Below are 19,317 nucleotides of genomic sequence, written 5' to 3'. Positions count from 1 at the left end.
AACTAAACATGAATGCGCTGCTTAGAAGAAAATCCAAAGGCGACCTTGCGTTCGACATCGCCAATTACACGCTGCTTACGATCGCGATGCTGCTAATCCTGTATCCGCTCTATTTCGTGTTCATTGCATCGTTCAGCGATCCGAATATGATTTATTCCGGCCAAATCTGGTTATTGCCCAAGGGGCTGACGCTTGACGGCTACGAGCGTATCTTCGCGGATGCGACGATATGGATCGGATACGGCAATTCGCTGCTGTATGCCGTTGTCGGCACGCTTATTAGCGTGGCGGTCACGCTGCTCGCCGCGTATCCGCTGGCACGCAGAGATTTTGTCGGCCGAGGGCTGTTTATGTGGTTCTTCATGTTCACGATGTTTTTCGGCGGGGGACTCATTCCGACCTACCTGCTGATCAAAGACCTGCACATGATCAATACCATATGGGCGCTCGTTATTCCGGGCGCGGGAAGCGTGTTCAACATCATCATCGTGCGCACCTTCTTCCAAAGCACGATTCCCGACGAAATGCGGGAGGCCGCTTTCATCGACGGCTGCTCGAACACGCGCTTTTTCTTCAGCATGGTCCTTCAGCTGTCGAAGCCGATTATTGCCGTTATGGTGCTATATCACGTGGTCGGCTTCTGGAACGGTTTCTTCGACGCCATGATTTATTTGAACGAGGAGTCGAAGTATCCGCTCCAGCTCGTCCTGCGCAATATTCTTGTGCAAAATCAAGTGAACGGGAGCATGATGATCGACGTGGAATCGTATGCCGCCAAGCTAAGGGTAACCGAGCTGATCAAATACGGCGTCATTATCATCGCCAGCCTTCCGCTGCTGATTTTGTATCCGTTCCTGCAGCGTTATTTTGTCAAAGGGGTCATGATCGGCTCCATCAAGGGCTAACGCCCTTGCATTAGCGGTTGTCGCCGGCTCCGTATTTCCGCGGATCGGACTCGGTTGATAATAGATAAAAAGCGATAATAAAAAGGGAGGATCTCATCAAATGAAAAAAGCAGGGTCGATTGCCGCAAGTGTCATGCTGAGCGCCGGATTGCTGCTCTCCGCTTGCGGAAGCAACGATGCGGACAATGGCAAAGAAACGCCGAGCGCAGAGATCAACAAAGAAGGGCTGCCGATCGTAAACGAGAAAGTAACGCTGTCGATCGTGTCGCCGAAGGCTCAGCTTGCTCCGGAATATAACGAGATGGAAATATTCAAGCGGCTGGAAACCGATACGAACGTTCATATCGAATGGAATAATATTCCTGACACGGATTACGGCGAGAAGAAAAACTTGCTGCTGGCAAGCGGCGATCTGCCGGATGCGTTCTATGCTTCGCAATTTTCCGATTATGAATTGATTACGTACGGCGAAGACGGCACGATCATTCCGCTCGAGGATTTGATCAAAGAATACGCGCCTAACTTGAATAAGCTGCTTGAAGAAAGACCGGATGTGAAGGCGGCGATCACAGCTCCGAACGGTCATATCTACGGATTGCCGACTTGGGAGGAAAACGAGCTTGGAACGAACCCGTTCTTCCATGTCATCAACACGGAATGGCTGAACAAGCTGAACTTGAAATTCCCGGAAACGCTTGACGAATATACGGCAGCGCTTGTCGCCTTCAAGACACTCGATCCGAATGGCAATGGCAAAGCTGACGAAGTACCGCTCAGCTTCATGCATATGCAATGGTGCATGGATATCGGCGGGTTGTTCGGAGCGTTCGGCATGCCTGATAATCTGGATCACCGTATTGTACGCGACGGTAAAGTCATCTTCACGGCTACGCAGCCGCAGTACAAAGAAGCGCTGGCTTACTTCAACGAAAAATGGTACAAACAAGGACTCATCGATCCCGAATCGTTCACGCAGGACGCTCCGCAATATTTGGCCAAAGGCAAGACGCCGGAGCCTACGCTTGGCTCTTATGTATGGTGGGAAATCGAAGAGGTTGTAGGCACGGAGCAGGCTAAAAATTACGCTCTCGTACCGCCGCTTACGGGACCTAACGGTGACAAGACGATCGGCCGCGGCAACGGCGGCGGACCTGGCCGCAACGCATTCGTTATTACAAAGGACAACGAAAATCCGGAAGTAACGATGCGCTGGATCGACCAGCAATACGAGCCTTACATGGCGGCGCAAATTCACTGGGGTCCGATCGGCGTCATTTACGAGAAGGATGCAAGCGGCAAGCTGGTCAACCTCCCGCTTGAGGAAGGCGTATCGATGGGCGAATTCCGCCAGAAGGTCGCTCCAAACGGCGCGGGCGTGATCACGAAGGACCACTTCAAGACGATCGTGGATATGGAGCCGCGCGCGCAGCAACGGAAGAAGGATTTGGAGCAAACCTACGAGCCGTTCATGGAGAAGGAAAACTATCCGACGATTTTCTTCGAGCCGGAAGAGCTTGATCAAATTAACCAAATCGAGCCGGAGCTTATGAAATACGTCAATACGCAAAGAGCGAAGTTTATCGTTGACGGCGTGACGGACGCAGCATGGGACGGCTACGTGAAGAAGGTCGAGGATATGGGCCTTAGCAAGCTGATGACGATCTACCAAAAGGCGCTAGACAGATATAAAGAAGCTCAGAAATAGTAGATAAGGATTGGCGTCGACGGAGCATTCAATCCGAATGTTCCGTCGACGTCATTAAGGAGAGAGAACCGAATGAAGCAAACGCAAACGTATAACCACCCGCTAAGACCTCAATTTCATTTTACGCCCGAGGCCCATTGGCTGAACGATCCGAACGGCATGGTGTACTTCGATGGCGAGTACCATTTGTTCTACCAGCATCATCCGGAGAGCACGGTGTGGGGACCGATGCACTGGGGTCATGCGATAAGCCGCGATCTTGTAAGGTGGGAGCATCAGCCAATCGCGCTTTCCCCCGATCGCAACGGTACGATATTCTCCGGCAGCGCAGTAGTCGATTGGCACGATACGAGCGGATTTTTTGATGGCGGCGCAGGGCTCGTTGCGATTTATACGCAGACCGAGACGATTGAAGGCTCGGACCAATCGAAACAGCGCCAAAGCATCGCGTACAGCAGAGATAGCGGTCGTACTTGGATACCATTTGCGGGCAATCCGGTGCTGACGGACGAGAGATGCCCCGACTTCCGCGATCCGAAAGTTTTCTGGCATGAAGCTTCGGAGCATTGGGTCATGGTACTTGCGGCCGGTGATCGTTTATTTCTTTATAGGTCAAACAATTTGAAGGACTGGACATTCGCAAGCGAATTCGGCGCTGCCGAAGGATCGCATGACGGCGTCTGGGAGTGCCCCGATCTGTTTGCTCTGCCCGTCGATGGTCAGAAGGGCAATGAGAAGTGGGTTATGATTGTAAGCATCGGCGACAACGAGCAGATGTCGGAAGGCTCCCGTACGCAATATTTCGTCGGAGAGTTCGACGGTCGAACTTTCGTGAACGACAATACGCCGGAGACGATTCTATGGATGGATCACGGCCGCGACAACTATGCGGGCGTGACGTGGTCAGATGCGCCAGGAAATGGCGAAGATCGGCTTCTTATCGGCTGGATGAACAATTGGAAATACGCGAATCTTATTCCGACGGGCGAATGGCGCGGCGCGATGACGCTTCCCCGCAAGCTGTCGCTGGAGCAACGGGCTGGAGGCATTCGCTTGATCCAGCAGACGCTTGATGCGCTTGACGGACTTCGTCTCGGCGGAACCGAATGGAGCGACCTGACAGTAGAGCCGGGTCATAATCATCTGCTAGCAGAGCAAGGCGAACTGCTAGAGATGACAGTGGAGTTCGAGCTCGGAACAGCAGCCGAATTCGGCATTAAGCTTAAGTCCGGTACTCGCGAAGACGTAGAATATGAAACGATCGTTGGCTACGATGCTGCAGCCGGTGAACTGTTTATCGATAGAACGAAGGCGGGCGACTCGGCGTTTCATCCTCAGTTCGCTTGCAAGCATGGCGCCCCCCTTGAGGCTTCGAACGGACGAGTCAAGCTTCGCTTATGGGTAGACCGGTCGTCGGTCGAGCTATTCGCGGACGAAGGAGGATTGGTCATAACGGACCAGCTGTTCCCTCATGCCGGGAATGACTGTATCGAGCTGTATGCGACAGGGGGAAGCGTACGCGTTGTTTCACTGCAGTTCTATCCGCTGCAGTCCGTGTATGCCACGTCAACGACAAAGGAAACGGTACAATAATAAGCAAGGGGGAGCATTTATGGTTCAAAAAGGAGACAAGGCGACGCTGGATGGCGATCTAATCGGTTATTGGCCCTTAGATGAGACGGGCGGAAGAACCGCCCTGGATGTCGTCAGCGGCAGGCAAGACGAGATTTCATATGCCCTGCTGGATGCGAGATTCACGGAATCTGCCGATCCGAAGCGCGCGGCAGGCATTTCGGGAAGCGCGCTGCTGTTCGACGGCTATTCGACCTGGATTAGCCGTACGGCGGATGCCGTGGAGCAGCCGCTTGATGCGCTGACCATTACGGCATGGGTCGCTCCGCGTTCTTACGAGTGGGGGGAGGATCAGCGGCTTTCGGCGATCGTGAACCGGCATGACCGGGAAGCGAGAGAAGGCTTTATACTCGGCATGTACCGGCATGGCTCGTGGTCGCTTCAGCTCGGCATCGAGGGACGCTGGATCGAGCTGTGGTGCGAGGATCAGCCGCTTGAGAAGGACAAGTGGTCGCATGTGGCGGCCACCTTCGACAGGAAGGAATCGATGATGAGGCTTTATTTAAACGGCGTTCAAGCAGCCGCTCATCCTACGCCGGCACATGCATCGATTACTTCATGCGGGACTGATCTGCTCATCGGCCTGAACAACCAGGCTAAGGTGCTGGCGGAAGCGTTCCGGCATCATCTATTCGGCGGCCTGATGGACGAGGTGAAGATATACCGACGAGCTCTGACGGCAGAGGAGATCGCGTATTCCGTTGAGCAGGATCTTGCGCCTTACGGCGGAGTCGTGCCTGCGATCGCGGAAGCGGATATTCGGCTCGACCGCACGCCGCTGCTGAAGGACCGGCATCGCCCGCAGTATCATGCGAGTCCGCCGGCGCATTGGATGAACGAGCCGCATGCTCCGATCTATTTTGAAGGGAAATATCATCTTTTTTATCAGCACAATCCCCAAGGGCCTTATTGGTCGCAAATTCATTGGGGTCACTGGGTGAGCGACGATATGGTGCATTGGCGGGACTTGCCGGTTGCGCTTACGCCCGAGAAGGGGCAAGTCGATCCCGATGGCGTCTGGTCGGGCAGCGCCGCTTATGACGAGAACGGCGTGCCCGCGCTTTTCTTCACGGCGGGAGACGATAGCGCGTCGCCTAATCAGCGTGTCGGTCTAGCTCGCAGTACGTTCCTGCTGGACGGCGATTCCGACCTTGCAAAGTGGGTAAAGCATCCGGCGCCCCTAATCGTGCAGGAGAAGGGCCAGGGCATGTTCGGCGACTTCCGTGATCCGTTCGTATGGAAGGAAGGCGAGCTGTGGTATTTGCTCATCGGTACGGGAACGGACGACGGACGCGGAGGAACGGCGCTGGCCTACACGTCTCGCAACATGACGGATTGGTGTTACAAAGGCGAGTTCTTCACCGTCGATCCGACGACCTATCCATATCTTGGAAACATGTGGGAGCTGCCCGTGCTGCTGCCGCTTGGCAAGGATGGCGGGGGCAAGGAGAAGCATGTATTTCTTATCAGCCCGCTAGGACCGGGGGCGGACGTAGAGGTGTTCTACTGGATCGGGACCTTCGATACTGAAGCATTTCGGTTTAAACCCGATCACGAAGAGCCGCAGCTTATCGATTTCGGGGACTTCCATTTTACCGGGCCAAGCGGCATGGTAGACCCGAGGACGGGGCGCAATATCGTGTTCACGATCGCGCAGGGCGAACGGACGCCGCAGGTAGACTATGATTCAGGCTGGGCGCATAATGCGGGTTTGCCGCTCTGCTTGTCTCTTCGGGAGGATGGACAGCTTGGCATTGAGCCTATAGAGGAGCTGCAGTCGCTGCGCGGCGAGCATATCGTATCATTAACGAACGCATCGCTTACCGAGGTCAACGAGCGGCTTGCGATTGTGAAGGGCGATATGCTTGAAGTTGTGTTAGAGCTTGCCGAAGCGACCGAGAACGGTATCGGGATTCGAGTAAGACGATCACCGGACGGAGAAGAAGAGACGGTGATATATTATGATAGGAATCAGTCCGAGCTCGGCGTGGATCGCACGAAGTCGACGCTTGATCCCGAGGCGCGTTCGAGAGGCGTTCAAAGCGGAAGGCTGGAACTTGCCGGCGAAGCGCTGCGGCTGCGGGTTTACTTGGACCGCTCGATGATCGAAGCGTACGCGAACGGGTTGAAGAGCGTGACGACGAGAGCGTATCCGAGCCGTGAAGACGCGCTTGGCTTGCAGCTTTCGGGCGAACCTTCCATAATGATAAGGTCGATTGATATTTGGAGGATGGCGTCCGCGTACGAATCTTCGTAATCGCAGCGACGTTGTCATGAAATGAAGGAGAGATAAGGCAATGCGAATAGGTGCGATAGAAGCGGGCGGGACGAAGTTCGTCTGCGGAATAGGCGACGAGAACGGCGTCATCTCGGATCGAATCAGCTTCCCGACCGGGCAGCCGGAGGAGACGCTGGCCCAGGCGATCGCTTACTTTAGCGGCAAAGGCGTGGAGGCAATCGGTATCGGCAGCTTCGGTCCGATCAACCTTGACCCGCACAGCGAGCAGTATGGTTACGTAACGACGACACCGAAGCCGGGTTGGTCAGGCTTCGACTTTCTTGGGACGCTGAGAGGGGAGTTTGACGTACCGCTAGGCTGGGATACCGATGTGAATGCCGCAGCCTACGGCGAGGCCAAATGGGGTGCAGCGAAAGGGCTGGACAGCTGCGTCTATTACACGATCGGGACGGGGATCGGTGTCGGCGTCTATGCCGAGGGCAAGCCCATTCACGGCCTTGTTCATCCGGAGGGCGGCCATATATTGACGCGCCGGCATAGTGATGATCGCTTTGAGGGCTGCTGTCCGTATCACGGAGACTGCCTGGAAGGAATGGCAGCCGGTCCAGCCATCGAGAAGCGTTGGGGCGTGAAGGGCAGCGAGCTCAGCGCAGATCATGAGGCATGGGCGATGGAAGCCTATTATATCGGCCAATCGTTGACGTCTACGATCCTCTTGCTGTCTCCCGAGAAGATTATACTCGGAGGCGGCGTCATGCATCAGGAGCAGCTGTTCCCGCTAATTCGCGCCGAGGTGCAGCGTAATCTGAACGGGTATGTGAGCGCAGAGCCGCTGCTTAGCGGTATCGAGAGCTATATCGTACCTCCCGGTCTTGGCGACAATGCCGGATTATGCGGCTCGCTCGCACTCGGGTTAGAGGCTTATCGCCTTTCCTTGCGATAACTGCTTGGGCTAACTGTCTGCCACTTATGGAACTGGTTAATAAAATGATTGTAATTCTGATAGCCGACGTCGTACGCGATGTCGGCTAAGCTTCTATCCGTATGCTCCAGGAGCAGCGCAGCTTGGCGAATGCGCATTTGATTCAGCGTATCGATGATCGACAGTCCGGTGCTCTCCTTGAACAGATGCGACAAGCGCGATGACGAGAGCTGGACGGCTGAAGCCAGCTCTTCGATCTTGAGCGGCTCGCGCATCCCTTGCGAGATGCGATTCAAGGTTTCCTCGACGCGGCTGTCGAAGTGCTGCTTTCGTCTGCGCGCGAGCAGAATGAGCACTTCGCTAAGCGAGGCGAGGCAAAGCTCGTTCCAATAGCTGCTGCGTTCTCTGGAGTCCGATAGTATTCGGGAGAACGCCCTATATATTCGCTTGCGAGCCGAATCCCCCGCAACCGTTTCATTAAACAGCTTCGCTTCCGGCAGCAGATTCGCCTGTATGGCATGATCGGGAAAATGCGCCCAGATGAAGTGCCAGCGCATCCCCTTTGCCGTTCCGTATTGATGAGGAGTATCCGGTCTCATCAAAGTGACATCGCCGGGCTTGCATTTGAGCTCCTCACCGGGAGTATGGAAGTACCCTTCGCCTCCAATCGTATACGTAATCAGCCAATCGCCCATGCCTGCCGGCCGGGAGGCTGCATAAGTGTCCGGCTCATCGAAGTGACCGGACAACACAATTCCTGCCGCAGATCCGTTGTATTCCGTTGGAACGTTCAATTTAAGCATGCCCTCAGATCCTCTCCTCGCGCAACAGAATTTATATTCAAAGCATAACGTTGTTTGTTCATAAAAACCAGTGTGATAGCAGAATTGTGTGACAAGAGAGCATCATTGTTACTTCATCGTCATGCTTCTATTTCCTATACTGAGAGCATACCAGCAAAACGATGGAGGGATACACAATGAGTACAGCTTTACGAGCGTTGACGCAGGAGCAGAAACAGTTTTTCGAGGAACAAGGTTATTTGGTTGTGAAAGGCGTGTTCAAGCCCGAGGAACTAGCAGAAATCGAGACGACCTTCGAAAAAATTAGCGAGCAGACGATTCCAGGGTATTTCGAGCCTAAACTTGATTCAGAAGTGTCAGATCCGCTTACCCGCTATCCGCGAGTCATGCATCCGCATCGATTCAATGAGACAGCTAAGCGCTACATGCTTCACGAGCCGGTCCTTGACATATTGGCGGATTTGTACGGCGAGGAAGCTTACGCTGCCCAAAGCATGTTCTACTACAAACCGCCGGGCTCGCGCGGTCAGGCGCTCCATCAAGACAACTTCTACCTCCAGGTAGAACCGGGCAACTGCATTGCCGCATGGACGGCGGTCGATGCCGCGGATGAGGAGAACGGAGGCTTGCTTATCGTGCCGAAGACGAATGATTACGAGATCGTCTGCCCTGATATCGCCGATTCCAAAGAGTCATTCACGACGCATTACGTGAAGCCGCCGAAAGACGAGAAAGCAATACCCGCCATTATGGACAAAGGCGATGTGCTGTTCTTCAATGGCAATCTGATACACGGCTCTTACCGTAACAAAACGAAGGATCGTTTCCGTCGCGCCTTTATTTGTCACTATGCGAACCAGTCGGCTACGAAGATTTCACACTACTACAAACCGTTGTTCCGCGCCGACGGCTCGGAGGTTATTTTGGAAGACAACCCGGACGGAGGACCTTGCGGTGTCGAATTCGAGAACGTCTATCCACACTGATCGCACACATTGGGAGAAGCCTACGCTCGCAGTTCATATGTCATGGTGGGGAATGAGCAGCCTGGGCGAAGGAGATCGCGAATGGACGCTTGAGGAGAGATTCGCTCAGATTGCCGAGGCAGGCTTCGACGGCATTGACGGCTTCATCCCGGCGCCTGAAGAAGCAGCGGAGTGGCGCAGGCTGCTTGCCAAGTACGAGCTGGCGCTCAGCGTCAACACGTATCCGAGGACAGCTGCAGATCTAGAACAGTTTCTGCAAAAGGTGCGCGATTACGATGGCGATATATCATTCATCAATGCCCAGGTGATGACACCGTTTCTGATCGACGAACGGGCAATATCGTTGCTTGGCGAGCTGAAGCGACTTGGAGCAGCTTATGAGCTCCCTGTCCATATCGAAACGCATCGCGGTACGATTACGCAGGATCTGATCCGCACTGCAGATTATGTCCATCAATTAAACGGTCTGCCGCTGACGATCGATTTCTCCCACTATGTTGTCGCTGGCGAGCTTCATACGATCTCCGATGAGGCAGAGGCGCTGCTCGGTGAGTTGCTCGTCCATACGGCGAGCATTCATGCGCGCGTCTCGAACGGCGAGCAGGTACAGGTCGGCATTGGCGACAATGGCGAGCATCCGATGGTTCCGCATTTCAAGCGTTGGTGGAAGGAAGGCATGAAGCATTGGCTGCGATCACGGAATAACCAGGAAGTAACGCTGACAGCCGTGTGCGAGCTAGGTCCGGCCGGATATGCGATAACGATTGACGAGTATGCGGGGCGCACGAAGGAAATAAGCGACCGCTGGCAGCAATCGCTGCTATTGAAGGATATATTGCGCCGAGCATGGTCGGCGGCATTAAACGAATAGAAGCAGGACTGTCCCGCGGCGTTCAAGCCGCGAGATGGTCCTGTTTTTGTTTATTTTTTAACCTATTGTAAAAAAATAATGGCAAGCTTGAAGCCAAATCGGCTTCACCTGCGTTTAATAGTATATAAGCGTTTTTGTCCAATCTCGCTTAAGCGAAGGATTGACAGGAAGACGTTAATTCGCAATGATGGATGATAATAGTTCGATAACTTTATCCATCTAAATGAATAGAACAAACTATCCATACAATTAGGAATGATCACAATAAGGAGCTGACAACAATGAATATTGTAGTGGAGCAGCCGGCGGCTAGCTGGTATAAGAACGAGATGGGTTTATCGGAGGGCGATCACGTACGTATTTTCGTGCGGCTGGGGGGCTGCGGCAGCGTGCATCCGGGACTGTCGCTTGGGATTACGAAGGAGACTCCGAGAAAGGTTGGACTTTCGCATACGGTGGACGGCGTAACCTTCTATATGGAAGAAGATAACCTATGGTACTTGGATAACAAAGAGCTCCGGATCTCGTTTAACGAGAAGTTCGAAGAAATTATGATGAAAGTGCAGTAAGCGAAACTTGATGATTCAGTCATTAAAGCCGTTAAACATAAACAAGCCTCCGAACCAGGCAGCCGATTAGGCGACCTGATGCGGAGGTTTTTTCATGACATAACCTACATGCATTTTTCTTTCACGATCACTTTTTCCGGTTCAATCGTAACGATTGAATAACCTGACAGCGATTCGGTATACGAGCAGACGGCCTGTTGCTTCGTTTCGCCGCTGGCATCCTTGTATTTGATATAGATACCGCCTTCCCCAGCTAAGCTGAGCCTCGGCTTAATCTTGATTTCCTCGCCGCTACGAATCGTTTGCTCGAATTGCTGCTTGGAGTCGCCGTTCACGATGCCTGCTTCTAAGGCGATAATATCACTATCTGTCTGATTGCTTACCGTTACTGAGAAGCGCTGGAATTGCCTGATCAAATCCATATTGCTCTTCAATAGGGAGTAGGCCGAGAAAATAATGAATCCAAGCACGAATATCGAACCAAGTAGTATGATCCTTTTACTTTGCCGTGTCACTTTGTTCCGCCCTTTCCTTGCATGCTGCCAACATATGCCGATAATGAAGACGCAAGCGAGTAGGTTTAGTTGCGTTAAAGGGGACAATTCATCGTCTATTCGGCAGTTTGGGCATCAATTCGCTTAATTCTTATAATTCATACCTATTTAGTATGTTTTTTTGTGCCAAATGCATTTACTTCATAATGAAATATGTTAAAATGAATAAAAATACGAACCAAGCGGAGGAATTATTCATGAGTAAAATAGCTGTCATATCCGGTAGCCCAACGTCAAACTCGCGTCTGTATGGGCTCGTTGAATACGTAGAAGCAAAGCTAACGGCGGAAGGTCACGAAGTTATTCGCATCAACGTAGCCGACCTGCCTGCTGAGGCGCTGGTGAAAGCGCAATTCGGCAATGAGGAGCTGCAGCGGGCTACAGCCTTAGTTAACGATGCAGACGGTGTTGTGATTGCAAGTCCCGTCTACAAGGCTTCGTACACAGGTTTGCTGAAGACGTTCCTTGATTTGCTGCCGCAGACTGGTTTGAAAGGCAAAATTACTTATCCGCTGTTCATTGGCGGAACAATCGCTCATCTGCTTAGCATCGACTTTGCGCTCAAGCCGGTAATTGCGGCATTAGGCGGCCGTGTCGTATTAGGCGGCGTCTACGCGATTGATCCATGGATCGAGCGTCTGGAAGGCGGGGGCTACGGCTTGTCCGAAGAGCTGATCGAACGTTTGGATCGTTCGACAGGCGAATTCATCGAGGAATTGCATTGGCAGGCTGTCCGTGCGGAGAGCCGCGCGAATCAATAAGGGCAAGGCGAGTGGAGGAGCAGAATATGGCTGCTGCGAAATTATCGGAAGAGCGGGTTGCACAGTTGCTTGAGGCGAGACCGGCTTGGAAGCTCACTGATGGGAAGTGGATCATTCGCAAGTATCGATTTCAGACGTATATGCAAGGCATTTCGTTCGTCAATCGAGTAGCCGAAGCGTCGGAGAGACTGAATCATCATCCATTCATCGTTATTGAATTCAAGCTTATTACTTTAAAGTTAACTTCATGGCATGCAGGCGGTTTAACCGAGCTTGACTTTGAGACGGCCGCCGAATTCGACGATCTTTTTATGGAGAGCTAATGGAAAAAGAGCAAATCAAACGCCTTAAGGGCCGTTTGGACTGCTCTTTTGTTGTTACAGCTGGTTCTACTCTTTGTCTTTGCTTTCGGCTTCCTTGCTAAGCTCCTCCAGCGACTTCACTTTGCCGTGCGGCTGTTGCCTATGCTTGCGCTGGTTCCAAGCGTTTTCCCGGCGATTTTGCGATGATGTCATAGCTGCGTCTCACCCTCCTTCCAAGGAGTAGTTTGTCGCTGTATCGGCAGAATTATAATTGAGATGTGGTTGAGGCTTTGTACTGGTGCTAAAGATTTCGTCCGTTGTACTTTATGCAACAGCAGGGCGAATAATTTGTTCCTATACTCCGAAAGTTACTCGTTATAAAAAAGACAGCCTGCACGTACATAGCATGTGCAGGCTGTCGGATGAGGTGCAGGCTCGACTATACGCCGGAGTATGCGAGGAAGCCGCCGTCGACCGGAATAGTCGTGCCGGTAACGAAGCCTGCCGTCGTCTCGTCGGCGAGCCAGAGCAGCACGCCGAGCAAGTCTTCAGGCTTGCCGAAACGGCGCATCGGCGTATGGGAGATGATCTTGCCCGACCGTTCGGTAAGCGAGCCGTCTTCGTTCGTAAGCAGCTTGCGGTTCTGCTCCGTCAAGAAGAAGCCCGGGGCAATGGCATTGACCCTAATGCCAGATTCGGCGAGATGAACGGATAGCCATTGCGTGAAGTTGACGATGGCAGCTTTGGCGGCGGCATAAGCCGGCACTTTCGTCATTGGTGACGGAGCGGCCATCGACGATATATTGATGATGGTTGCGCCGGAGCGGCCAAGCATCTGCTCCGCGAACACTTGCGTAGGGATAAGCGTGCCGACGAAATTCAAGTCCATGACGTTGCGGAAGCCTTCGACGCTCAGGTTGAACATTGTCGTAATACCTTCTGCGCCGAGGTGCTCCGGCTTGAACGTCTCATGCGTCGTATTGGCGCTCGGATGGTTGCCGCCTGCGCCATTAATAAGAATATCGCAAGGTCCGAGCTGCTCGAGCACGCTGCGGCCAGCAGCCTGCGTGCTTTCGATGCTCGTCACGTCGCAAGCAACGGCAATCGCCGTGCCGCCTGCGGCGCGAATTTCTTCGACGACCGCTTCGCCCTTGGCTGCGGTACGGTTCAGAATGGCGACCTTCGCGCCTTGACGGGCAAGCTCAATAGCCATTACACGGCATAGAACGCCCGCGCCGCCCGTGACGACAGCTACTTTGCCGTTCAGAGCCTCATGCTTCGGCAATTGCAGTTGCTGTTCTGCCATTATGAATTAGCTCCTTTCACCGCTGCCTCACGCACAAGTGAATCCCATACGCCCCACAAATACATAATGCCGAGCGCACGGTCATAGAGGCCGTAACCAGGTCTGCATTGCTCGTCCCATATATGGCGGCCGTGGTCAGGTCGCGCATAGCCGGTGAATCCAGTCTCGTGATAAGCGGCTACTACGCCTGCGATATCGACCGTACCGTCCTGCGAACGGTGGGAAGACTCGATGAAGTCGCCATTTTCGTATACTTTGACGTTGCGGATATGAGCGAACGGAATGCGATCCGCGAACTCGCGAATCATCCCGATGATATCATTGTTTGGATTAGCTCCCAGTGAGCCGCTGCACAACGTAATGCCGTTATAAGGGCTATCATACAGCTTCAAGAAGCGTCGGAAGTTGTCTTGCGTCGTCATGATGCGCGGCAAGCCGAAGATTGGCCACGGCGGATCGTCCGGGTGAATGGCCATTCGTATGCCGTTCTCCTCGGCGACGGGAACGATTTCGTACAAGAAGTAGCGCAAGTTCTCCCACAGATGCTCCTCAGTAACGCCGCGATAAGCTTCGAACAGCTTCGACAGATGCTGCAGCCGCTCCGGTTCCCAGCCCGGCATCGTCAACGCCGAATTTGCGTTGATTCGCTCGACGAGCTCGAACGGGTCTGCGCCTTCGATTTTGGCATTTTCGTAGAAAAGCGCCGTCGAGCCGTCAGCCATTTCCTTATGCAGATCGGTGCGCAGCCAATCAAAGATCGGCATGAAATTGTAGCAAATCACTTTTACGCCAACTTGACCAAGCTTCACAATCGTCTTCTTGTAATTGTCGATGTACAGCTCGCGGGAAGGCAAACCAAGCTTAATATCCTCATGTACGTTAACGCTTTCAACAACGTCAATGTGCAGACCGGCTTCTTCAGCCTGACGTTTGACTTCGACAATTTTCTCCATCGGCCATTCATCGCCGGCCGGTACGTCATGCAGCGACCAGACGATACCTTCTACGCCGGGAATTTGTCTTACGTAACGCAGCGGGACGGTATCGTTGTTCTCGCCAAACCATCTGAACGTCATTCTCATCGTGGACATTCTCCTGTCATCGTTATTTGTAGTAATTCGGGTACTTCTGCTTGAGCAGCGTCTGATCGGTGATGTTGAGGCTGAGGTGCTCCCTCATGAGTTGCTCCGCTCCGTCCGCATCATGTTCCCGGATCGCTTGGGTCATTCGCTCGTGCTGATCGTACAGATGCTCCCAGCGATGATCGTCGGCGAGCCGGAGCATACGACTGCGGTTCAAGTGAATATTCATATGGCCGATGACAGCCCAAATGTTGCTCTTGCGGCAGCCTTCGAACAGAATGCGGTGGAACGTTTCGTCAAGCTCGAACATATCCTTGTCTTTCTCCCTGGCCATGCAGTCTTTCTGCTGCTGGAGGTTCAACTCAAGCTGGGCGAGCGAAGACTCCGGAAAATAGTCGCATGCCAGCCGTATGACCGAACGCTCGAGCTGCTCCCGCATGAAGCGGCCTTCCTCGACGAGTTCCGTATCGATGAGCGATACGAATGTGCCGCGCTGAGGCAGTACTTGTACAAGCCCCTCTTGCGCCAGCCGCAGGAAGCTCTCGCGAACCGGTGTCCGGCTTACCTGGAACAAGGTGGATGTTTCATTCTCCGACAGCGGCGTTCCGGGTGGCAATTCCAGCTTCATAATCTGCTCCCGCAGCTTCAGATAGACAGCATCTCTTGTAGAAGCGGGCTGCGTGCGTATCGTATAATTCATGCGCTCGCCTCCTTTGTTTCAATACTGCCATACTACCATACAAGTTGGAAAAAGAGAATATCCTTTTGCGAAACCACGTCGCCAAAGTAGCCCGTCATCGCCCACCTGCACACGAAAAAGGCTGCTGTAAGCGCAAATATGACCTTACACACCGCCACCGAGAGTGACCGACGCTCTGTAAGAGCACATGCGCTCTTACAGCCCACCATCGCCCGCCTGCTTACTTGCGCAGGCGCTATCCAACACAAAACCGGAGCCCCCATAAGGGACTCCGGTTATCTAACTCACCGCTTAAGCTTCTCCAGCCGCGGCTTCTCTGCTTCCGTCGTCTCTCGTCCGCTCCCGTTCGTCTAGGGTGCGCAAGTAGGTAGCCATAACCCGGGCGAGCTGGTCGGATACCTCGACGAGACTCATATGGGCGGCGCCTTCGAACGTCGTCTCCATGATATGGGGAAACGCATACGTCGTGCGCGGCGCACCGTTGCAGGTGACGGAGAAAGACCGTTCGGGAGGAATAACGTTATCCTCTCCTCCGGCGACAATCAATACGGGGAACTTCGCCCCGGTAAGGACCTCGCTTCGATCAGGCCGCTGAAGCATGCCCTCCAAAGCCGAAATCGCTCCTTGCGGCGTCATCTGAAGTCCGACCTCAATGAGCTGTCCGATCTCTTCATCCATATAACGAAGCTTCGCATTCGAGAACAGCCCGGGGATGCGCTCCTTCATGAAGGACGAAAGCCCTTGTTCGCGAATGACGGACATATCGCTGAGCCGCTTCTGCTTCGTGTAAGCTGAATCCGGAAGAGCGGTGGAATGGATGAGTCCGAAGCCAGACAGTCGATCAGGAAACTTCTCCGCGAACGCGGCAGTCACATACCCGCCGAGCGAATGTCCGAACATCACGACACGTCCGATGTCCAGCTCATCAAGGAGGGCAGCGATGTCATCTGCCATTACCTCCATTGAATAGACGCCTTCCGGCGAATCGGATTCCCCGTGCCCGCGCAGATGGGGCATTATGACGCGATAGTTGTCGCCCAGCATGGGACATATTTTTTGCCAATATCGGGAGGAGCCGCAGAAACCGTGAAGCAAGACGATGGCGTTGCCGCTTCCACACTCTTCATAGACTAAATCGATGCCATTAACGTGAATTCGTTGTTTACTCATCGATCCTCACCAGCCTTTTCATTTATTAGTAGCGCCCCAGTGATTGTTCTTAAACGCATGCCCCTATTTTGAAACAAATGCATGTAAGCTGATTCAATTATCCGCGATCCGGTTAATAACGTAACAAGCTCGCCAAAACATTTCGTGAGAGAAGGTGGTTTCAATGCTAGGATGGGCTTTTATGTTCTTTGTCTTCGCGATCGTCGCTGGGATATTCGGCTTCATGGGCATTGCGTCTGCACTGGCGGGTATCGCCAAAATTTTATTCGTCGTCTTTCTTATCTTATTTGTGGCATCGCTTATCTTTGGCCGAAGACGAGTGGGCTAACTAACACTGACTGGAAGTCTAACGCCAGCAATTAAATCCAAACAAATCAAGGGAGGAATTTACAATGACTATTGATCTGAAAACGAAGGTTCATACGGTGAATAACGCGGTGGAGGTTCAAGAGCAGGTGTATCGATTCCAAACTGAAGGTTATGCGAAAGAAAATATTTTCGTACTGACCCATGACAAAGGCAGAACGAACCGGCTTGCGGAAAGGACGGATGCAGAGAAGATCGGCGTTGCGGAGGAAGGGCTCGGCACGGCGATCGCGAACATATTCCGTTCAGGCGGCGATGAGCTGCGTGCGAAGATGAGGTCGCTTGGTCTCTCCAAGACGGATGCGGAGCGCCTCGAACGGGAGCTCGATCAAGATAAAATATTAGTCATTGCTTGGGGTGGAAGGGAATACGATGGGGAAGATTATGATCCCTATGTGTACTACTACCCTAACTATGTCTTTTAATAGCGGGCCATAACGGCATGGCCGCCATATAACATAGAGGGCCTATCCAAGCGGATAGGCCTCTTGGGCTGCAAGCTGCTTCTTAAGGGCGACATCCGACTAGAGAATGGTATAGAATATATTGGATACCACTTGATAAGGGGCACGCACGCATGAGTATCTTAATAGTAGATGATAATGCTACGAATCAGCTTATCGTGAAGGCAATTTTGAACAAAGCGGGATACGATGATTTGCGAATGGCTTCTTCGGCGATGGAGCTGTACGGCCTACTCGGAATCGGAAATGACATGGATCCAGAGGCGCAAGCCGAATTAATATTAATGGATTTGATGATGCCGGAGATTGACGGCTTGGAGGCGTGCAAGCGCATCTTGGCGGACGAGCGTTATCGCGATGTGCCGATTATTTTTGTCACCGCTGTCGGTGATTCCTCCAAAATGGCGGAGGCGATGGACGCGGGAGCCAGCGACTATGTTATGAAGCCGATCAATAAGATGGAGCTGCTCGCGCGCATACGCTCCGCGCTCAGGCTAAAGAAAGAGATTGATTGGCACAAGGAGCGGGACAAGCGAATTAAGTACAAGCTGGAGCTAGCCAAGCAGGTGCAGCGAAACGTGCTCAGTCAGCCAATCGATGACGCCAATGTGGAGATCAGCGCCATCTATCAGCCCTCCTCGGAGCTTGCCGGCGACTTCTACGCCTGGTATCGCATCGATCAAACGAGGTACGGCGTCATTTTGCTCGATATGATGGGTCATGGCATCGCATCCTCGCTTGTGTGCATGTACATCTCATCCGTCTTGAGGGATATGATTACGCGAGTTTCGGACCCGGAGCAGGTGATGCGCGAGCTGAACCGCTATATGAAGCGGCTGTATATGAAGGATGAGCTGCTCAATTACTATTTTACGGCGATCTATTTAGTGCTGGATACGGAAGAGCGGACGGTTGAATATGTCAACGCCGGTCATCCTCCCGGTATTATGCTTCAGCAGGGCAAGGCGATTAGGCTAACGGAGGGCTGCTGCGCAATCGGGCTGTTCGATACGATCGATATTCAGAAAGGCATCATTCAATACGACGACAGCATGAAGCTCATCCTGTTCACGGACGGGCTCTTGGATACGATAGATAATGAAGGAAGCGAAGAGGCCTCGAACCGAATCGAACGAGTACTCGCAGAGCATAGCGGCAACGGGATTGAAGGAATGTGCGAAGCGCTCATTCCGGAGCAGGTCGGCGACAATCAGCGGGATGATATATGCCTTGTGATGATTACGGCCAAAAAGTAAATCGATAATCTGATAAAAATAAGATTGTCTGTTTCAAAGCTCGTAATCGTGGGTAAGAGTAAAGGGAGGGACGTTAACGTAACCGTAACCGATTTTTTTTGCGGGAGGGAGCTCATATGAAAAACATTATTTTGATTGGCTGCATAGTAGGAAGCTTAATCGGATTTGCAAGCGTACAAGAAGTGCCCATGGTGTCAATCGACCGGCAGGCGCAAGCGAACCAAGCAAAAGAAGCATCCGTAGAAATGCTAACTGCGGCAGCAAACAAGGTAACGACAGCATCCATGAGTCCAGCAGCACCCACAGAGAAGCAGTCGTTGCAGCTAGGCAGCGTAGAAGGTATTACGCTTTACGACAGCCAGCAGGATGCGATAACGAAGCTCGGCCAACCCGTAGAGATAACGACAGATCCCTATAATGCCGGATCTGAAACGTATCATTACGAGCGCATGAGCATCGTCTTTACGGACGGTGTCGTTAATTTCGTGGAAATTCTGCCGAGCATAGGCTCGGTGCTGATCGACGACGTACGGGTCCCGGCGTCGTTCGAAGGGATGAAAAAGGCTTTCGGAGAGCCTGACTTCGAGACGGAAGACGGCATAGGCTTTCAGAGAGGCGAGGCGGTGTTGAAGCTGTTTTTCGGAGAGGCGAAGGGACAGTTGAACGCGATTCATTATTTTCATATCGCAAGCGTCTAAGGGTAACGATTCATTAAATATAGCGG

At 52.8% G+C, this 19,317-nt stretch carries 21 protein-coding genes; 14 read left to right on the top strand and 7 right to left on the bottom strand.

Translation table 11 applies throughout. The annotated features are described in order from the left end of the window. Positions 1–8: 8 nt before the first annotated feature. The 5 genes from V8F51_RS02180 to V8F51_RS02160 all read left to right on the top strand — a co-directional run bounded on the left by V8F51_RS02180 (position 9) and on the right by V8F51_RS02160 (position 7,424). A complete protein-coding gene (locus V8F51_RS02180; RefSeq protein WP_337098394.1) occupies positions 9–905 on the top strand; it encodes a carbohydrate ABC transporter permease in 897 nt (298 codons plus the stop codon). A 100-nt stretch (positions 906–1,005) separates the two neighbouring features. Then, the gene (locus tag V8F51_RS02175) at positions 1,006–2,610 is read left to right on the top strand and encodes an ABC transporter substrate-binding protein (protein WP_337098393.1); all 1,605 of its coding nucleotides are present in this window, start codon (positions 1,006–1,008) and stop codon (positions 2,608–2,610) included. Positions 2,611–2,682: 72 nt separating this feature from the next. Next, positions 2,683–4,203 carry a glycoside hydrolase family 32 protein gene (locus V8F51_RS02170; protein ID WP_337098392.1) on the top strand — a complete coding sequence of 507 codons (1,521 nt, stop codon included), beginning with the start codon at positions 2,683–2,685 and terminating at the stop codon, positions 4,201–4,203. Positions 4,204–4,222: 19 nt separating this feature from the next. Beyond that, on the top strand, positions 4,223–6,499 hold the full coding sequence (locus V8F51_RS02165; protein ID WP_337098391.1) for a GH32 C-terminal domain-containing protein: 2,277 nt from the start codon (positions 4,223–4,225) through the stop codon (positions 6,497–6,499). A gap of 40 nt (positions 6,500–6,539) precedes the next feature. Beyond that, entirely contained in the window at positions 6,540–7,424 is an 885-nt protein-coding gene (locus V8F51_RS02160) for an ROK family protein (protein ID WP_337098390.1), read from the top strand. Here V8F51_RS02160 and V8F51_RS02155 read toward each other — a convergent pair. Continuing rightward, positions 7,403–8,206 (bottom strand): helix-turn-helix domain-containing protein, encoded by an 804-nt coding sequence (locus V8F51_RS02155; RefSeq protein ID WP_337098389.1) that lies wholly within the window; start codon positions 8,204–8,206, stop codon positions 7,403–7,405. The two genes, V8F51_RS02160 and V8F51_RS02155, sit on opposite strands and share 22 nt — an antisense overlap. 176 nt (positions 8,207–8,382) lie before the next feature. On the opposite strand from V8F51_RS02155, the gene V8F51_RS02150 reads away from it, so the two are divergent. The 3 genes from V8F51_RS02150 (at position 8,383) to V8F51_RS02140 (ending at position 10,632) form a co-directional block, all read left to right on the top strand. Further along, positions 8,383–9,192, top strand: coding sequence for a phytanoyl-CoA dioxygenase family protein (locus V8F51_RS02150; protein WP_337098388.1), 810 nt, complete (start codon positions 8,383–8,385; stop codon positions 9,190–9,192). Next, complete coding sequence (locus V8F51_RS02145) at positions 9,161–10,063, top strand: sugar phosphate isomerase/epimerase family protein (RefSeq protein WP_337098387.1); 903 nt, start codon at positions 9,161–9,163, stop codon at positions 10,061–10,063. Before V8F51_RS02150 ends, V8F51_RS02145 begins: the two co-directional genes overlap by 32 nt. A gap of 281 nt (positions 10,064–10,344) precedes the next feature. Beyond that, positions 10,345–10,632 carry a HesB/YadR/YfhF family protein gene (locus tag V8F51_RS02140; protein WP_337098386.1) on the top strand — a complete coding sequence of 96 codons (288 nt, stop codon included), beginning with the start codon at positions 10,345–10,347 and terminating at the stop codon, positions 10,630–10,632. Between the two features lie 104 nt (positions 10,633–10,736). Here the strand turns inward: V8F51_RS02140 and V8F51_RS02135 are convergent, their stop codons facing one another. Next, entirely contained in the window at positions 10,737–11,147 is a 411-nt protein-coding gene (locus V8F51_RS02135; RefSeq protein ID WP_337098385.1) for a hypothetical protein, read from the bottom strand. Between the two features lie 236 nt (positions 11,148–11,383). On the opposite strand from V8F51_RS02135, the gene ssuE reads away from it, so the two are divergent. Both ssuE and V8F51_RS02125 read left to right on the top strand, forming a co-directional pair. Next, a complete protein-coding gene (gene ssuE / locus V8F51_RS02130) occupies positions 11,384–11,947 on the top strand; it encodes an NADPH-dependent FMN reductase (RefSeq protein WP_337098384.1) in 564 nt (187 codons plus the stop codon). Between the two features lie 26 nt (positions 11,948–11,973). Next, positions 11,974–12,270: a 4a-hydroxytetrahydrobiopterin dehydratase gene (locus V8F51_RS02125; protein ID WP_337098383.1), complete on the top strand. Its 297-nt coding sequence runs from the start codon at positions 11,974–11,976 to the stop codon at positions 12,268–12,270. Between the two features lie 66 nt (positions 12,271–12,336). Here the strand turns inward: V8F51_RS02125 and V8F51_RS02120 are convergent, their stop codons facing one another. From V8F51_RS02120 to V8F51_RS02100, 5 genes are all read right to left on the bottom strand, one after another. After that, positions 12,337–12,462, bottom strand: coding sequence for a DUF6254 family protein (locus V8F51_RS02120; protein ID WP_337098382.1), 126 nt, complete (start codon positions 12,460–12,462; stop codon positions 12,337–12,339). A gap of 226 nt (positions 12,463–12,688) precedes the next feature. Then, the gene (locus V8F51_RS02115) at positions 12,689–13,555 is read right to left on the bottom strand and encodes an SDR family oxidoreductase (protein ID WP_337098381.1); all 867 of its coding nucleotides are present in this window, start codon (positions 13,553–13,555) and stop codon (positions 12,689–12,691) included. After that, on the bottom strand, positions 13,555–14,637 hold the full coding sequence (gene uxuA, locus V8F51_RS02110) for a mannonate dehydratase (RefSeq protein WP_337098380.1): 1,083 nt from the start codon (positions 14,635–14,637) through the stop codon (positions 13,555–13,557). Before uxuA ends, V8F51_RS02115 begins: the two co-directional genes overlap by 1 nt. Positions 14,638–14,659: 22 nt before the next feature. Beyond that, positions 14,660–15,337, bottom strand: a complete 678-nt coding sequence (locus tag V8F51_RS02105) for a GntR family transcriptional regulator (protein ID WP_337098379.1) — start codon at positions 15,335–15,337, stop codon at positions 14,660–14,662. A 291-nt stretch (positions 15,338–15,628) separates the two neighbouring features. Then, positions 15,629–16,507 (bottom strand): alpha/beta fold hydrolase, encoded by an 879-nt coding sequence (locus V8F51_RS02100; RefSeq protein ID WP_337098378.1) that lies wholly within the window; start codon positions 16,505–16,507, stop codon positions 15,629–15,631. Positions 16,508–16,670: 163 nt separating this feature from the next. Between V8F51_RS02100 and V8F51_RS02095 the strand changes: the two genes are divergently transcribed. From V8F51_RS02095 to V8F51_RS02080, 4 genes are all read left to right on the top strand, one after another. Next, positions 16,671–16,835 carry a DUF1328 domain-containing protein gene (locus V8F51_RS02095; RefSeq protein WP_337098377.1) on the top strand — a complete coding sequence of 55 codons (165 nt, stop codon included), beginning with the start codon at positions 16,671–16,673 and terminating at the stop codon, positions 16,833–16,835. Positions 16,836–16,899: 64 nt separating this feature from the next. After that, positions 16,900–17,298 (top strand): general stress protein, encoded by a 399-nt coding sequence (locus V8F51_RS02090; RefSeq protein WP_337098376.1) that lies wholly within the window; start codon positions 16,900–16,902, stop codon positions 17,296–17,298. A 152-nt stretch (positions 17,299–17,450) separates the two neighbouring features. Next, on the top strand, positions 17,451–18,593 hold the full coding sequence (locus V8F51_RS02085; RefSeq protein ID WP_337098375.1) for a PP2C family protein-serine/threonine phosphatase: 1,143 nt from the start codon (positions 17,451–17,453) through the stop codon (positions 18,591–18,593). 116 nt (positions 18,594–18,709) lie between these two features. After that, a complete protein-coding gene (locus V8F51_RS02080) occupies positions 18,710–19,291 on the top strand; it encodes a hypothetical protein (protein WP_337098374.1) in 582 nt (193 codons plus the stop codon). Positions 19,292–19,317: the final 26 nt, after the last annotated feature.

Source organism: Paenibacillus sp. YIM B09110 (assembly GCF_037167145.1).
Classification (GTDB): domain Bacteria; phylum Bacillota; class Bacilli; order Paenibacillales; family Paenibacillaceae; genus Pristimantibacillus.
The sequence above is the reverse complement of the archived record's forward strand: the minus strand, read 5'-3'. Positions and strand labels throughout refer to the sequence as shown.

What these genes read in the sequence shown, in the direction of transcription:
- V8F51_RS02085 (WP_337098375.1), top strand. Translation starts at nt 17,451, where the DNA reads ATGAGTATCTTAATAGTAGATGATAATGCTACGAATCAGCTTATCGTG.
- V8F51_RS02160 (WP_337098390.1), top strand. Translation starts at nt 6,540, where the DNA reads ATGCGAATAGGTGCGATAGAAGCGGGCGGGACGAAGTTCGTCTGCGGA.
- V8F51_RS02105 (WP_337098379.1), bottom strand. Translation starts at nt 15,337, where the DNA reads ATGAATTATACGATACGCACGCAGCCCGCTTCTACAAGAGATGCTGTC.
- V8F51_RS02115 (WP_337098381.1), bottom strand. Translation starts at nt 13,555, where the DNA reads ATGGCAGAACAGCAACTGCAATTGCCGAAGCATGAGGCTCTGAACGGC.
- V8F51_RS02140 (WP_337098386.1), top strand. Translation starts at nt 10,345, where the DNA reads ATGAATATTGTAGTGGAGCAGCCGGCGGCTAGCTGGTATAAGAACGAG.
- V8F51_RS02125 (WP_337098383.1), top strand. Translation starts at nt 11,974, where the DNA reads ATGGCTGCTGCGAAATTATCGGAAGAGCGGGTTGCACAGTTGCTTGAG.
- V8F51_RS02165 (WP_337098391.1), top strand. Translation starts at nt 4,223, where the DNA reads ATGGTTCAAAAAGGAGACAAGGCGACGCTGGATGGCGATCTAATCGGT.
- V8F51_RS02175 (WP_337098393.1), top strand. Translation starts at nt 1,006, where the DNA reads ATGAAAAAAGCAGGGTCGATTGCCGCAAGTGTCATGCTGAGCGCCGGA.
- V8F51_RS02180 (WP_337098394.1), top strand. Translation starts at nt 9, where the DNA reads ATGAATGCGCTGCTTAGAAGAAAATCCAAAGGCGACCTTGCGTTCGAC.
- V8F51_RS02090 (WP_337098376.1), top strand. Translation starts at nt 16,900, where the DNA reads ATGACTATTGATCTGAAAACGAAGGTTCATACGGTGAATAACGCGGTG.
- V8F51_RS02155 (WP_337098389.1), bottom strand. Translation starts at nt 8,206, where the DNA reads ATGCTTAAATTGAACGTTCCAACGGAATACAACGGATCTGCGGCAGGA.
- ssuE (WP_337098384.1), top strand. Translation starts at nt 11,384, where the DNA reads ATGAGTAAAATAGCTGTCATATCCGGTAGCCCAACGTCAAACTCGCGT.
- V8F51_RS02120 (WP_337098382.1), bottom strand. Translation starts at nt 12,462, where the DNA reads ATGACATCATCGCAAAATCGCCGGGAAAACGCTTGGAACCAGCGCAAG.
- V8F51_RS02095 (WP_337098377.1), top strand. Translation starts at nt 16,671, where the DNA reads ATGCTAGGATGGGCTTTTATGTTCTTTGTCTTCGCGATCGTCGCTGGG.
- V8F51_RS02080 (WP_337098374.1), top strand. Translation starts at nt 18,710, where the DNA reads ATGAAAAACATTATTTTGATTGGCTGCATAGTAGGAAGCTTAATCGGA.
- uxuA (WP_337098380.1), bottom strand. Translation starts at nt 14,637, where the DNA reads ATGAGAATGACGTTCAGATGGTTTGGCGAGAACAACGATACCGTCCCG.
- V8F51_RS02150 (WP_337098388.1), top strand. Translation starts at nt 8,383, where the DNA reads ATGAGTACAGCTTTACGAGCGTTGACGCAGGAGCAGAAACAGTTTTTC.
- V8F51_RS02170 (WP_337098392.1), top strand. Translation starts at nt 2,683, where the DNA reads ATGAAGCAAACGCAAACGTATAACCACCCGCTAAGACCTCAATTTCAT.
- V8F51_RS02100 (WP_337098378.1), bottom strand. Translation starts at nt 16,507, where the DNA reads ATGAGTAAACAACGAATTCACGTTAATGGCATCGATTTAGTCTATGAA.